Here is a 13,031-nt window from a genome sequence, read left to right as displayed (position 1 = left end):
GCGTTGCTGCTGGTATCCTCAGGGGGCAGGTATGGAACCTGCCCCTACGGGGGGGTGTCTCCTGCCTGCGTTGCTGTCTCTTGCCTGCGTTGCTGCTGGTATCCTCAGGGGGCAGGTATGGAACCTGCCCCTACGGGGGGGGGTCTCCTGCCTGCGTTGCTGTCTCTATCCGGTGGTCATCTCCCGGACCAGACCGGCTATAGCCGCCTTTGCGCTTTGCTGTTTGATCTGGGACCTGGTCCCTGAAAAATGCTCGCACGCGGCCCATGTCCGCCCGTGGACATACCAGCCGATCCAGACCGTGCCCACGGGTTTGTCCGGGGTACCCCCCGAAGGCCCGGCTATGCCTGAAAGGGCCACGCCTACATCCGCGCCGGTCACTCTGCACACGCCCTCGACCATGGCCCGGACGCAGGGGGCACTCACCGCTCCGCTGGTTTGAAGGATTTCTCCATCCACTCCCAGCAGTCCCATCTTGAGTGCGTTGCTGTAGGACACGACTCCCCCCAGATACCAGTCCGAACTTCCGGATACATTGGTCAATTCGTGGCCCACCAGTCCGCCGGTACAGGATTCGGCCGTGGCCATCGTCCTTCCTTTGGCCCTCAGAAGATCGCCCAGCTCACCGACCAACCATTCCATGCTCTTTTCCATCATGATTTCCTCACGCTGCCTCTCATGCAAAAAGTCTCGGGACGCCCATCCAGAGCATGGCTCCGCCAAGGCCCATCTTGGCGATCAATCCGAAAACCTTGCCCCACATGGCCCCCACTGCCGCCCGGCTGGCCCCGGCAAAGGCCATGCCCCCCAGAAGTTCCAGCCCAAGACTCCCCAGATAGGCCCCGGCAAAGGACCCCGGAATGGCCCCGGCCCCGAAAAAAAAGGGCGCTCCCAGAACAGCACCCACAAAGGCCCCGAGCATGGCCCCGAAATTTCCCTTTTTCGTCCCGCCGGACCGTTTCCCGCTCCAGAACAGGGTCACATATTCGAGCCCCTCACCCACAAGTGCCAATCCGGCGAGCACGCCGAAAAACGTCCACCCCATGCCAGCCGCGGGATGGATCCATTTCCAGATCCCGAAAAGGGCCAGAATGAACCAGTTGCCCGGCAAACCCACAAAATGGGTGCAGAAGCAAAGTAGCAGCAAAACGACGAAAAGGATGGCCAGAATCAATATGTTCTCCTAAAACGGACCCGGTATCAATCGCAAAACAATAGCATTTCTGCCTTGCATCTCGCCTCTCCCGCACAATCACCCTGACGGGGCCACAATCGTCCCCTCCTTGACCACTTCCAGTACTCTTTGCCGGCCCATTATCCTTTCCCCTGTTTGACCAGATGAAAGAACATGGACGTATACCTCCCCGAGGCCACATCCGGCAGGGAAAACTGCGGCAGGTCGGCCGGGGGGAAGGCACCGGTCAGCCCGAAAAAAAGATCGGCCGAAATCTGGTCCAGCGCCGGGGCTATTTCCTCCCAGAGATCGTGGGCCGCTGTCAGCGGCATCCCGTGGGTCCTGCACTGCAGGGGGCGGTGGTCAAAGATGAGACATGAGCCCTGCTCGGAAAAGGGACACAGGGTCTTGGTTCCCACCAGACAATGCCTGCCCTCGGCCAGGACCTCTCCCTTGGCCGCCCGTTCCTTACGGGCCACCCGGGCCGCCCGCTCGATGATTTCCTTGCGCACATCACTGGGCAGCCGGGTATCAAGCACCTTGCGCAGGTATTCGGCTTCGGCCAGGGGCATCCGGATCGGGGTGGTGCAGCAGGCAATGGAATCCCGTCCGCATACGGACAGCCCCTTGATCCCGGCACGCAACCGGTCCACCTCGTCCCGGATATTTTCGTATTCCTGAAGAAAGGGTTCGAGGTCCACGCTCTTGCGGACTTCCAGGCTGGGTTTTCGCAGGGTCAGCTTGCCGGTCTTGCGACCGTATTTGCGCACGGTCCACCACTGGTCGAAATTGGCCGGTTTGGCACGCAGATTCTTCAGGATCTTCGCAGCCATCTTGTGCCCGAGCCCCTTGCGCAGAAGGTAGAGGTTAAGAATCGTCCCGGTCCGGCCGATGCCGTGGCGGCAATGGATATACACCTTCTTACCCAGATAGAGGGCCTCATCTAGCCACTCCAAGGTGGGCTCCATGGTGGCCAGATCCGGGGCATCCTCATCATCGATGGGCAGATAATAGACCTCGAACCCGTGATCCTGCTCAATGGTGTGCAGATCGCAGAACTCGCCGCAGAGGTTGAGAATGGCCCCGATCCCCTGGGCGCGCAATGCCTCGAGCTGCACCTGGGACATGGGCGCGCTGCCCACGGCCAATTGGGACGTGACCCAGGTCAAGGAGGATCGTTGTATGGTCATCCGCTGTAAAACTCCTCGATCAGGGGGTCGATCTGTTCCGGTGCGTTCAAACGCATATCCATGAGCCGGGTCATGGCCAGTACCCGTCCCAGACGGACCAGCCCGGTTCGGGTCTCTTCCACGCAGAACCGATTCATGTGCGCGTCCAACCTGTCGCCTTTCACAGCCACTCCAAACCCGTTTTCCCCGAGCACTCGGGCAATGAACGTAAGGCGCAGAAGTCGTCCCTCCATATCCGCCCCGCCCCCCTTGAACCGAAAATTCACATAGGTGTTCTTGGAGGTTTCCGCGAGCAGGCTGTCGACCACGGAAAAATGGTACCCGAATCTGAGAAGTACGTGCATATAGCGTTTGGAAACAACGGCATAGCTGGCCAAAAGCGCGCTCTTGGCACCAAAAATCCCGGCACTGATCCGGTCGAATTCCTCCCAGTCCATATGCGGCATGTTGCTGTCCCAAAAGATGTCCGGACTGGCGAGTCCCTTCCAGAGTTCCCGCAGGGGCAGACAGCGGATCTCTTGCGGGCCGACCGCTGTCCGTCTGTGGTCACTATTCAGCCCATCCCCGAGATCCACGATACGCATGGACAGGGGGAGTTCCGACTCCAGCTTTCTGGCCCGCCCCATACCTCGGCCTGTTTTGTCGACCAGGGCAAACATCGTGCGGACGCCCATCTCGTGCACCAGTCGGATGACATCGTGCAGAGAGCTGCAATGCTCGAGATTGAAATCCGAAGACATGGCGTCCGTAAGATTGAGCGTTCCAATCCGGTCCATAATCCGGTCAAGTCGGTTCGCAACCGGTGAGGATCGGGGTTCGATGCGAACAGCAGCCTTCAGGAGCCCTTCTTCGCGTCCCGGATAGACATGGGCGTTGTTGCCGTCCATGGTCACGAAGGGCGACATGGACGCAATCCCGTCAACCCCGGGTCCCACCAGCACAGGAATGCCGAATTCCCGCGCCACCGCGGCAAAATGACAGGCCCGGCTCCCTGACTCGGCAAGAACACCGCGGACCCGGTCCAGCAGCGAGGCCAATTCGGGCCGAAGGGATCTGACGAGGAGAATGGATCCAAGGGGAACATCTGTTGGACGACCGCAGTCTTTTATCGCATGCACGGGTCCATACGCCGTTCCCGGAGCCACTCGACTGAGGCATATGGGCAGAGGATTGTGTACCGCGGACCCACCGGCCAAATGGCATGTTCGTGCCCCCACAGTGTCGAACGCTGCCGTCAAAGGACGGGTCTGGAGGATGAACAACCGGTTGTGCGCGTCCAGGGCCCACTCCACATCTTGTGGTTCCCCCTGGATCTCTTCGAGTTGCAGGGCGGATCGAGCCAGCGTCGTACAGACCTCCTCGTCCAGACAGTGTTCGATCCCTCCACCACAGAACGGACCGCAGCGGGGAACCAGACCGGCAGTGGGCGTCACCTGGCCGTCCATAAGGGCCTCTCCCCTGCCCCGCACTGCATAGATCCCCAGCATATCGCCCCCCCCCGCAGGATCACGGGTGTATACCACGCCGCTTGCGACCGGATTGAGCATGGGCTGCACCAGGACGGCCATGGGAGTTTCCGTGTCCGTAAATCCGTGATGGATGCGGTAGAACAGGGCATTGGGACTGTACTTGCCCGCAAGAACCCGTTTATACCCCTCCGTAATCCCTCCGAAAGACACGTCCGGGATGCTTTCATACTGCCCGGCAAAGGAAAATGATCCGTCCTCGGCCACAGCGCTGCTGCGCAGGATGAATCGGGAATCCGGTGATGTCCGGCAATACGAACGGACCCTGGACGACAACTCCCCGGCCACGGATTCAGGAACCTCGCTCTCCAGGATCAGATTCTGCATGTACTCGGCAAGCTTGGTCATCTTCACATGATCATGGGGCCGAACGCTCTGCAGGGCCCGATCGATCCTGAAACGCAGATCATTGTGCTCCACAAAAAGCTGCCAGGCCCTGGAAGTGACCACACAACCGGGCAGGACATGGATCCCCCCATGGGACATGACCCGGGACAGGGCAGCCGCCTTGCCGCCGACAAGATGTTCTTCCAGAGGGTGACCATCCAGGTCCAGGAGATAGGGGGGATCCGAGGGAAGAACAGGAAGGGAGCAGCCTGCAAGAATATCCGCTGCGACACGATCATGCCACTGGAGAATATCCCGCGCCGAACCAGGAGACATGGCTCCAAAGGCATGGATCATCCTCCTGGTCGCCTTGATCACCCTGCGGACCAGCCAGTCGATCCTGGCCCAGTCGGCGCATTCGTGCCCGTGACGGATCTCCTGCAGATCCGCGATGATCTCAAGGCCGATATTGTCGTAATGGAGCAGCTCCATGAAGCCGTTGTACCGCTCACGCATGAGCGTGCCGGGTCTAAAAACCCTGCGGGCCAGATGCGAAAGGGAGGGATGCGTCATGGCAGCAAAACGGCTCACCCCAACACCTCGGCAACCTTGGCCTCCAATTCCTCTTTATCGATCGGCTTGACGCAATACTCAACGGCTCCCAGGTTGAGAGATTCCCGGGCCGTTTCCAGGGTGGGATAGCCCGTGAGCATCATCACCTTGATATCGGTTGAAATGTTCATCAGCTCTTCAAGAACGTCCATCCCGCTCATCTTCTTGAGCTTCATGTCCAGAATCGCCAAATCAACCGGGGTGTTACGGGCGAAATCGATGCACTCTTCCTCTTCGGTGAAGGCGTGGACGGTGTGTCCCTTGCGGGAAAGAATGCGCTTTATGAGGATGCCCGCATCCTGGACATCATCGAGTACGACTATATTTGCCATGGCGTCTCCCAGGTCATGATGAAAGGTAGTTCATACCCTTCTTATGCATCCCTTGAACAAAGGTCAAAACACAGATGGCACCCCCGAGCCCCCCCCCCGTACCCAGGTGCTTGCGTGCCTGGTCAGACCAAAATCCATACAAGCTCCCCTCTACTTGCCCGGGGATGCCTGCCTTTCCATATGCAATCCATCAAAAACGCATCATAAAGTTATAGAAATTTTTTAAGCTATACGTATAGATTTGTAATAAAAGAATAATTATTTTATTCGTGACAAAAATCACAAAATACGATCCTTCCTATCGGATATTTTAGAAAATATTGTCCAAAAAAATTCTTTTTTTCCCATTTTTGCCTTTCCATAACCAGGCCCATACAAAACCACTCCAATCACGGGGCGACCCGTCCCAAGGCATGGCCCCGTTTTTTACCACCCGGCAAGGGACGTAAGCTCCCACACCCCCAACCCTCAACCGCACGACCCATTTTCGACATTTTTATCCGCTGATCGTTTCCAAAAAGACAAAAAACGGTTATGGTCTGTTCAAGGCAACGCGGATCCCTACCTTCCACCACATCGCAAGGAGAACACCATGAGTTTTTCAAAAAAGCAGCTGATCGTCATCGGCTTGGCCCTGATGGCCGTTGCCATCTGGTTCGATCCCGTCTGGGCCGACCGTCTGCAGGAAGCCATCGATGCAACCCCCAAGGGAACCGGAGAAGGACAGATCAATCCGGGGGCCCCGACAGGCTTTCTGGGCATCCCGGGGGCCCCGGATATCAGCCTCATCGTGGCCTTTTTCTGGGCCATCTGGGTCGGCTGGATCTTTTCCACGGTGGGGGCCTTTGGCGGCATCATGGCCGGTGTGGGCCATATCACCATCTTCGGCCTGAGCAACTTCGCCTCGGGATTCAAAAAAACCTCCCCGGTCCTGAACAAGCTGGTCACCGACTCCATCCGTGTGTCCAACCAGTGGCTGGTAGGTACCTCCGCGGCCTCGGGGTCGTTCAACTATTACAAGATGGGACGTTTGGTCCTTCCCCTCGGCCTCTGCCTGGCAGCGGGTTCCATTGCCGGTTCCTATCTGGTTCCCTGGCTGACCGCGGGCAAAATCTCCCTCACGTCCTACATCGGCTATTTCGGCCTGTTCGTTCTCTTTTTGGGCTGTTACCTGTTCTACGAAACCACTCCCAAGGGGCAGGCGGGCAAGAAAAAGGCCCGGGCAGCCGCCAAGGCCTTTGAAGAGGCCAACATAGGCAAGAACCGCGCCCAGGCCTCCACCGAGGAACAGGGTGTCAAGGTCCTGAACTTCAGCCTGAAAAAATGCTCCTTCACCTTTTACGGCGTTGAATTTTCCTTCAACCCCCTGGTTCCCATCTGCGGCGGGTTCGTCATCGCGGCCCTGGCCTCCTTCCTCGGCGTGGGCGGCGGTTTTCTCCTGGTCCCCTTTCTGACCAGCGTTGCCGGTCTGCCCATGTACCTGGTTGCCGGCACGTCCTCCTTTGCCGTTCTCGTGGGCATGGTCACCTCCATCTTCACGTACATGGTGGTCAAGGACACTCCGGTCTTCTGGCCGCTCATCGGTATCGAACTGCTCGGCGTGCTTGTCGGCTCCTTCATCGGCCCCCGGACATCCAAGTACATCCCCGATGTCTGGCTCAAGCGACTCTTCGTGGTCCTTGCCCTGTACGTGGGTATCAGATATTCCTCCAAGGGTTTCCTGGGCTTTAGCCTCCTGCCACCGTTCTAGAGGCAGGACCATCCACAGGTATGAAGTACGGCCCGGTTCACCACATGGAGAGCCGGGCCGTTTTGCTTTGACCTGAACCGCGGGAACATTTATACGTATTTTTATAAATCCACCATTCTTTCACCCGGCACACGCCCATGACCTGGACCACCATTCTCTCCATCCTTGATCCCGTCCTCATCGCACCCTACCGGATCTTTTCCGGATCTCCTGAACTGTCCTTCTGGTTCGGCACCGTTATTTTAGCCATGGCCTGCATCGTGCTTGGCGAAGCGTCCATGGCCCTGGTCTATCTGACCAACCGAAAGTACTACGCCCGCCTCAACCGGGAAATGATCCGCATGCACAACATCTCGGTGGACGCCATCAAACAGAAGAACAAATCCGTATACAAATCAGCCAATTCCTGGGCCAACGAATATTTCGGCAAGGTTTTCTTTGCCCAGGCCGCCCTGTTCGCCGTATCGCTGTGGCCGCTCCCCTTTGCCCTGGGCTGGATGCAGGAACGTTTTTCCGGAATCACTATAGCCACCATCCCGGGAATCGGCTGGGGACCGGAATATCCCTTCGCCCTGATCGGCAGCTACATCGTGCTCCGCGTCCTCTTTTCCCGTATCAAACACCGACTCCCCCTTTTCTCCCGGATCGCGGCCATGCACAGGGAGGATGCCGAACTTTCGGAGACAATGGCTCCGTGGGAGGGATAGGGGTGTTTTATGTTTTACGTTTCATGATGGTGCATGCCCATAGCATACTATAAAGCACCACAACTCGTAGGGGCGATTCATGGATCGACCGTTTCTGCAGCCCACAGGAGGGGCTGTATACACAATTTTTGACATTACAGAATTTCTTTTATGGAAAGCATATCTCCATGCAGCGTTTTTTGTTTTCTCTCGCCTCCATGTGCTTGTCCAAACGGGCGACTCGTGAATCACCTTTACATATCAACCTGTAATTCTTGAATCAGCATAAATTCTTACTATACAGTATATGTATTCAAATTGTATCCTGATCCTTGCAATATAAAACATAAAACGGGTTTATACAATGTCTGAATCCCCTTTCTCCTGCCGCATGCGCTTTTGCGTTGTGCTCCTTGGATTGTTGCTCATCCTTCCATGGGTCTCTGGGTGCGACCGGGGGGAAGAGGTCGTCCATGTGGACATGGACAAGCGAGAGACCATCCATCGGCCCAGACAGGAGCGGGCCCTGACCTATGCGTATCTGCCCCAGTACTCCCACTCGGTCTCGTACAAGCGGCACAATGCCCTTGTCCGCTATCTTGCGCAGAAGACCGGCCTGGCCATACGTCAGGTCTTTCCGAACACGTTCGACGAACATCTGGACATGGTCAAACAGGACAGGATCGACATCTCCTTTTCCAATCCCATGGTCTACGTGCGGCTGGCCGGAACCGGAGCCCGGGCCTTTGCGCGGATTATCGAACCATCCTCGGGAAAGCCCACCTTCCGTGGACAGATCATCGCCAGGGCCGACAATCCCTTTGTCAATCGGCTGTCCGACTGCGTGGGCAAACGGTGGATCGCCGTGGATCCGCTTTCCACGGGTGGCTACCTCCTGGCCCTGGGCTATTTTCTCGATCACGGGATTTCCAAGGACAGTTTCTCGTGCATCGACTTCGCTCCGGGTCCGGCCGGCAAGCAGGAAAAAGCCATCCTGGCCGTGTACGCCGGAAAATACGATATAGCCTCCATCCGTGAAGGTGCTCTCCAGGTTGTCGAACAAAAAATCGAGCCCGACTCCATCAAAATCATCGCCACGACCCCCCCCTATCCCAGCTGGGTCTATGCGGCCCGCAAGGACCTCGATCAACAGATCGTGGACCAAATCTCCCGGGCCATGTTTGCCCTGTCCCTGAACGATCCCGAGCAGGCAGCGATCCTCCATACCGCGGACATGGACGGGATCATCCCCACGGTGGACAAAGATTACGATCCCATCAGGCGGTTGGCCGACCGGTTGGCCCATGACGATCCTGGACCTGTTCCGCCATGCCGGCATATGGACGACCCCGGGGGTGACTCGTGAAGACTTTTTCACGCATGCGCGTGAGGACAAAGGTCAACATCGGCATCGCCCTGATCGTTCTTTTTTCCTCCCTGGTGGTCACCCTTTTCGTCACCCCCATAACCTCCAGGGCCCTGATCGACGAGTTCCTCAAACAGGGCAAGGTCATGGCGGGTAATCTCGCCCTGCGGGCCACCGACCCCCTGCTGGCAACGGACATGCTCGCCCTCAAGGGGATGGTCGACGAACTCATGAAGGTCGACGAGGACGTGACCTATGTCTTCATCCAGGACAAACAGGGACGGGTTCTGGTGCACACCTTTGAGCAGGGTTTCCCCTCGGACCTCAAGCAGGCCAACCAGAGCACTGATTCCGCGACTACAGGGACCAAGACCATCGATACGGGCACGGAAAAAATCTATGATTTCGCAACGCCCGTAATTATTGAAGGCAAGCGTCTTGGCACGGTCAGGGTCGGTCTTTCCCAGAACAAGATCCAGCAGGTCATCCACGGTCTCATCCTGACCATCATTCTCATAGCCGGACTGACCCTGTGTGCGGCTTTCGTTCTCTCCGCCCTGTTCTCGCGGCGGATCACCTCCAGGATCGGACTCCTCCAGCACCATGCCGAGGCCATCGTCAAAGGAAACATGGACCAGCCCACCTATCCGGGACCGGTGACCAAATGCTGGGAGATCAGGGACTGCAACCGCACCTCCTGCGTGGCCTGGGGCAACACGAGATACCGTTGCTGGTGTTTGTCCAACACCCAATGCCCCGAGTGCAAGGGTATGCCCTTTCCGGAAAAACTCTCGGTGTGCCGCAAATGCCCGGTCTTCAAAAACCGCAGTGGGGACGAGATCCAGGAACTCATGGAGACCTTCGACATCATGGCCCTGACCATGCGCTCGCACATCGAGGATCTCAAACAGGCCGAAAAGGACATGGCCCGGCAGCAAAAATTCCTGCGGACCATCCTCGACGTCTCCCCGGATCTCATCGGCCTGATCGGGCCGGACCATAAATATATAGCGGCCAACACCGCCTTTGCCCGGTTCGTGGGTAAAACCGTGGACACCGTGGTCGGGTGCACGGACAAGGATCTCTTCCCCCCGGATATTGCCCAATCGCGCATGGCACAGGCCCAGGACATCCTGCTCACCGGGACGGTTGTAAACGAAGAACAGCTCCTGCCCGAACATGACAGCGATTCCGTCCACTGGTTCCATGTCATCAGGCTGGCCATGCGCGACCAGAACCGCAGGATCACCGGGGTACTCTCCACGGCCAGGGACATCAGCGTACTCAAGAGCTATCAGGATCAGCTCATCCAGTCCCAGAAACTCCAGTCACTGGGCAAGCTCGCCGGTGGCGTGGCCCATGAGATCAACACCCCGCTGGGGATCATACTCGGCTACGCCCAACTCCTTCAGGAAGACGTGGAAGAAGACGGCCCCATCTACAACGACCTGCAGACCATCATCAGGCAGACCCATTTCTGCAAGAAGATCGTCGCGGACATGCTCGGGTTTTCCAGACAGAGCCAGAGCCAGAAGGTGATCATGTGCTTCAACAACTCTATCATGGAGGTCATCCATCTCGTCCGTCACAGCTTTCAGCTCGAACATGTGAAGATCATCACCGAACTCGACGACCGCTTCCCCATCATCCAGGGCGATCCGGAAAAACTCAAACAGGTGTGGATGAACCTGCTGTCCAACGCCATGGATGCCTTGGAAGGCGGCGGGGTGATCCTGGTCAGAACGCGACTCGACGTCAGCGACATGACCATCACCGCCTGGATCGCGGACTCGGGATACGGGATTCCCCAGAAAAAAATCAACTCCATCTTTGATCCCTTTTTCAGCACCAAACCAACGGGCAAGGGAACCGGGCTCGGACTATCCGTCTCCTTTGGGATCATCCAGGACCACCATGGGACCATCGAGGCGACCAGCCCCCTGCCCCCCGAATTCAGGACCAAAGACATGCCCGACGACGGCGGACCGGGAACTGTTTTCAAGGTCACCCTGCCCCTGGAACCGGTCCAGGAACCGGGACCGGGATACTGCGTGTATCCGCAAATGAAGGGAACGGAAACCCCATGAGTCTGCGCAACATCTTTTCCCATTGGACCTATGAAACCTTTCCTCCCGGAGCGATCCTTCGCTCCAAGTACAATGCCTTTGCCCGGCTCATGCGGGAGGACGAAACCTGCCTGGGGATCATCGCCGAAATCGAGGAGCTCCATTCCCAAAGCCCCATGGCGGACTGGTCCAGGATCCTGTACCTGACATCACGCCTGGATATCCATGTACGCAGGATGCTCGAACATCTGCAGCGGATCAACCCGGTCAGATTCATGGACCTCATGGATTATGTCTCCAAGACCAGCTTCTACATGCACATGGCCGTGAGCGTGAACGACCCGGAGATACGTCCCCCCTTTGTCTTTCCCCTGGCCGGGGCATTCAAACGAAAAAAACACGCCAATGACGGTTCGGCAGCCCTGTCCCGGATCATGGCCGAAAGCGGTTCCGCCCTGCCGATCCCCCAAGGATTCGTCATTTCCTCCAGTGCATACCATTATTTCATCGAGGCCAATGATCTCCGACCGAAACTGGACAAGATATTCCGGGACGTCGACCTCCGCCAGATCGACAAACTAAAAACCCTGTCCCGGACCTTGCAGGATATTATCCTCGAAGCCCCCATCCCGGCCGGCGTGGCCGATGCCATGGAAATCGCCACCCTGGACCTCGTGGGCGGATCCGGGACCGTGGATCTGGACGCGGACCCGCGACGTACCCCTGCCACCCGTGGACTGGGGGCCCATCACGTCAGACTCTCAGGCATCACCCTTTCGAATATTCTCCGGGCCTGGAAAGAATGTGTGCGGGTCAAATACCGGCCCGAGTGCATCGCCGAACGCATCGCACAGGGGTTGGCCGATAGCGAGGCCCCCATGGTGGTCATGGCCCAGGTTCTGCCCGCACAGGTCGGATCGGGATGGTTCAAGCCCGAACCCACAGAGGCAATACACTCGCTGCCCGAAAGAACCCGAAAACGGGACATGGTTTCCATCGTCCTCGACGCCGCATCGTCCGGCCCAGAAGACACAACCATGCTGCTGGCCAGGGACGAAGGCCACAGAGTGCTTTTGAACCCGGATCCCCCGTTCATGAGTCCACGCAACGCCAAACAGCTGACCATCCATGGGCTGGCCATCCAGGAACTTCTCGCAGCGAACCACACTATCGACTGGGTTCTGGATACGCGCCATCGGTTCTGGATAACATCGGTGGTACCCGACCCCCAAAAAACATCCGTTGGAAAACGCTCCGACAAGACCCTGAGCGCTGTCGGCCGATCATCCCTGCCCCCTGTCGGTGTGGAACAGCATGTTCCACCGGAACGGATCAAGTCCATGTACGATATGATCACTTTTGCCAGGGACAGGGGCATCGAAGAGATGTTCGCCCTGGTCAACCGTTCCGGGCTGGGACTCGAGGGAACCAAGCTACTCGACGATCCGCCGGCCAGGATCTGGGTCCTCAACCTTGCCGACGGTCTTTTCCCTACCGCCGTGGGCAAGAGCACGGTGGACCCCAACGAACTCAAATCCATTCCCATGTGGGCCCTGTGGTTCGGCATCGAGTCAACCATCGCGTCCAAGGGCCTTGACGACGATACCGCCGATGCCGCAGCCCCCCCCCACCTCTTCGGCCACGCCATCCTATCACGGACCTATCTGCATATGAGCATCCAAGCCGGTCCGGATTTTGCCGAAATCGACACGGTGTGCGGCCCGAATCCTACCCAGAACCATATCGGCTTCCGATACAAATCAACCGGCTTCCCCCCGCCGGCCCCCTTGATCGTGGACATGAAAACAACATTGGAGGATTATGGTTTTGCAACCAGTCTCCAGGGCAACATGCTCGAAGGGCGATGCCGGAAAATGGAGGAAAACCTCATCCAGAAACGGCTGGCCGTTGTGGGAAAGCTTGTTGCCGCGCAGAGGGATAAAGAGGGGGTGGGGGGGAGTGACCGGCGTTGACCGTATTGGCAATGTCGGCAGGAATAAAG

10 protein-coding genes are annotated in these 13,031 nt (G+C 57.7%); 5 read left to right on the top strand and 5 right to left on the bottom strand.

Annotation, left to right across the window (positions count from 1 at the left end; translation table 11 throughout):
* Positions 1-165 precede the first annotated feature (165 nt).
* The 5 genes from ACY692_RS05220 to ACY692_RS05200 all read right to left on the bottom strand — a co-directional run bounded on the left by ACY692_RS05220 (position 166) and on the right by ACY692_RS05200 (position 5,161).
* Positions 166-657, bottom strand: coding sequence for a CinA family protein (locus ACY692_RS05220; RefSeq protein WP_462324287.1), 492 nt, complete (start codon positions 655-657; stop codon positions 166-168).
* A 19-nt stretch (positions 658-676) separates the two neighbouring features.
* Positions 677-1,174, bottom strand: coding sequence for a DUF456 domain-containing protein (locus ACY692_RS05215; RefSeq protein ID WP_462324286.1), 498 nt, complete (start codon positions 1,172-1,174; stop codon positions 677-679).
* 140 nt (positions 1,175-1,314) lie between these two features.
* Entirely contained in the window at positions 1,315-2,364 is a 1,050-nt protein-coding gene (locus ACY692_RS05210; RefSeq protein ID WP_462324285.1) for a phosphatase domain-containing putative toxin, read from the bottom strand.
* Positions 2,361-4,808, bottom strand: coding sequence for a PEP/pyruvate-binding domain-containing protein (locus tag ACY692_RS05205; RefSeq protein ID WP_462324284.1), 2,448 nt, complete (start codon positions 4,806-4,808; stop codon positions 2,361-2,363). Before ACY692_RS05205 ends, ACY692_RS05210 begins: the two co-directional genes overlap by 4 nt.
* Positions 4,805-5,161, bottom strand: coding sequence for a response regulator (locus ACY692_RS05200; protein WP_462324283.1), 357 nt, complete (start codon positions 5,159-5,161; stop codon positions 4,805-4,807). The genes ACY692_RS05205 and ACY692_RS05200 overlap by 4 nt, the downstream gene beginning before the upstream one ends.
* A 592-nt stretch (positions 5,162-5,753) precedes the next feature.
* Between ACY692_RS05200 and ACY692_RS05195 the strand changes: the two genes are divergently transcribed.
* The 5 genes from ACY692_RS05195 (at position 5,754) to ACY692_RS05175 (ending at position 13,002) form a co-directional block, all read left to right on the top strand.
* The gene (locus ACY692_RS05195) at positions 5,754-6,911 is read left to right on the top strand and encodes a sulfite exporter TauE/SafE family protein (protein ID WP_462324282.1); all 1,158 of its coding nucleotides are present in this window, start codon (positions 5,754-5,756) and stop codon (positions 6,909-6,911) included.
* A gap of 137 nt (positions 6,912-7,048) precedes the next feature.
* The gene (locus ACY692_RS05190) at positions 7,049-7,618 is read left to right on the top strand and encodes a hypothetical protein (protein WP_462324281.1); all 570 of its coding nucleotides are present in this window, start codon (positions 7,049-7,051) and stop codon (positions 7,616-7,618) included.
* A gap of 370 nt (positions 7,619-7,988) precedes the next feature.
* Positions 7,989-8,963 carry a phosphate/phosphite/phosphonate ABC transporter substrate-binding protein gene (locus ACY692_RS05185; protein WP_462324290.1) on the top strand — a complete coding sequence of 325 codons (975 nt, stop codon included), beginning with the start codon at positions 7,989-7,991 and terminating at the stop codon, positions 8,961-8,963.
* Positions 8,960-11,050 carry an ATP-binding protein gene (locus ACY692_RS05180; RefSeq protein ID WP_462324280.1) on the top strand — a complete coding sequence of 697 codons (2,091 nt, stop codon included), beginning with the start codon at positions 8,960-8,962 and terminating at the stop codon, positions 11,048-11,050. Before ACY692_RS05185 ends, ACY692_RS05180 begins: the two co-directional genes overlap by 4 nt.
* On the top strand, positions 11,047-13,002 hold the full coding sequence (locus tag ACY692_RS05175; RefSeq protein WP_462324279.1) for a PEP/pyruvate-binding domain-containing protein: 1,956 nt from the start codon (positions 11,047-11,049) through the stop codon (positions 13,000-13,002). Before ACY692_RS05180 ends, ACY692_RS05175 begins: the two co-directional genes overlap by 4 nt.
* The last annotated feature ends 29 nt before the right edge of the window (positions 13,003-13,031 follow it).

This window comes from Desulfoplanes sp. (genome assembly GCF_054921335.1).
The sequence above is the reverse complement of the archived record's forward strand: the minus strand, read 5'-3'. Positions and strand labels throughout refer to the sequence as shown.

Bases quoted from the DNA above. Each gene is read 5' to 3' on its own strand.
- ACY692_RS05220 (WP_462324287.1), bottom strand. From the start codon at position 657: ATGATGGAAAAGAGCATGGAATGGTTGGTCGGTGAGCTGGGCGATCTT.
- ACY692_RS05210 (WP_462324285.1), bottom strand. From the start codon at position 2,364: ATGACCATACAACGATCCTCCTTGACCTGGGTCACGTCCCAATTGGCC.
- ACY692_RS05200 (WP_462324283.1), bottom strand. From the start codon at position 5,161: ATGGCAAATATAGTCGTACTCGATGATGTCCAGGATGCGGGCATCCTC.
- ACY692_RS05195 (WP_462324282.1), top strand. From the start codon at position 5,754: ATGAGTTTTTCAAAAAAGCAGCTGATCGTCATCGGCTTGGCCCTGATG.
- ACY692_RS05190 (WP_462324281.1), top strand. From the start codon at position 7,049: ATGACCTGGACCACCATTCTCTCCATCCTTGATCCCGTCCTCATCGCA.
- ACY692_RS05185 (WP_462324290.1), top strand. From the start codon at position 7,989: ATGCGCTTTTGCGTTGTGCTCCTTGGATTGTTGCTCATCCTTCCATGG.
- ACY692_RS05175 (WP_462324279.1), top strand. From the start codon at position 11,047: ATGAGTCTGCGCAACATCTTTTCCCATTGGACCTATGAAACCTTTCCT.